This window comes from Streptomyces sp. NPDC059092 (assembly GCF_042756365.1).
Lineage (GTDB): Bacteria > Actinomycetota > Actinomycetes > Streptomycetales > Streptomycetaceae > Streptomyces.
The window spans coordinates 1-1,508 of record NZ_JBHZEJ010000156.1 but is presented as its reverse complement, the minus strand read 5'-3'; the positions used below and the strand labels follow the sequence as shown (position 1 = coordinate 1,508).

At 67.4% G+C, this 1,508-nt stretch carries 1 protein-coding gene; it reads left to right on the top strand.

What is annotated here, in order from left to right:
* Window positions 1–1,508: acyltransferase domain-containing protein (locus ACFXPL_RS37115; protein WP_384927585.1), on the top strand; the 1,508-nt coding region annotated here is incomplete at both ends.

The window sequence follows — 1,508 nt, the reverse complement described above, 5'->3', positions numbered from 1 at the left end:
CCCGTCTTCGGCTCGCTGCCCGTGGTCCCCGTACTGCTCTCCGCCCGCACCCCCACCGCCCTACGCGACCAAGCACAACGCCTCGCCGACCACCTGCACACCCACCCCCACACACCCCTCACCGACATCGCCCACACCACCACCACCCGCTCCACCTTCGAACACCGCGCCGTCCTCATCACCACCGACCGCGACGACCTCATCACCGGACTCCAAGCCCTCGCCCACAACCGCCCACGCCCAGGCCTCATCACCGGCACCGCCACCAACCACCCCCACGGCGTCACCTGGATCTTCCCCGGCCAAGGATCACAATGGCCCGGCATGGCACTCAACCTCCTCAACACCTCCCCCCTCTTCGCCCAAGCCATCAACGAATGCGAACAAGCACTCTCCCCCCTCGTCGACTGGTCACTCCACGAAGTCCTCCAAGGCCACCCCAACGCCCCCGGACTCGACCGCGTCGACGTCGTCCAACCCGTCCTCTTCGCCATCATGGTCTCCCTCGCCCGCCTCTGGCGCGCCCTCGGCATCCACCCCACCGCAGTCGTCGGCCACTCCCAAGGAGAAATCGCCGCCGCCTGCGCCATCAACGCCATCACCCTCCAGGACGCCACCACACTCATCGTCAAACGCTCCCTCGCCATCGCCGCCCACCTCGCCGGCAAAGGCGCCATGGCCTCCCTCGCCCTCCCCGCCGAAAAAGCCCGAACCCTCCTCACCCACAACGTCGAAATCGCCGCCATCAACGGCCCCAACTCCGTCGTCATCTCCGGCGAACCCCACGCCGTCCACCACATCGTCACCACCTGCCAGACCAACGGCACCCAAGCCCGCACCCTCCCCGTCGACTACGCCTCCCACACCACCCAAGTCGACACCATCACCCACCACATACAACAAGCCGCCGCACACATCCACCCCACCACCCAACCCGAAACCTTCTACTCCACCATCACCGGCCAACCCACCGACACCGCCACCCTCACCACCGACTACTGGATCAACAACCTCCGCCAACCCGTCCTCCTCCACCCCACCATCCAAAACCTCACCCAACAAGGCCACCACACCTACCTCGAAATCAGCCCCCACCCCGTCCTCACCACCCACATCCAGGACACCACCCCCCACGCCCTCACCCACGGCACCCTCCGCCGCAACCACAACGACATCACCCCCCTCCTCACCGCCATGGCCACCCTCCACGTCCACGGCACCCCCATCAACTGGACCACCCTCCACACCCACACCAACCCCCACACCACCAACCTCCCCACCTACCCCTTCCAACACAAGCACTACTGGCTGGAGACCACCGGGGCCGGTGACGCGGCGGCATTGGGCCAGGACACCGCCGACCACCCACTGCTCCGCGCCGTCATCGACACCCCCGACGGCAGCCTCCTCCTGACCGGACGCCTCTCCCAACGCACCCACCCCTGGCTGACCGACCACCGCGTCCGCGACACCGTGCTCCTGCCCGGCACCGCCATGCTGGAAATGGC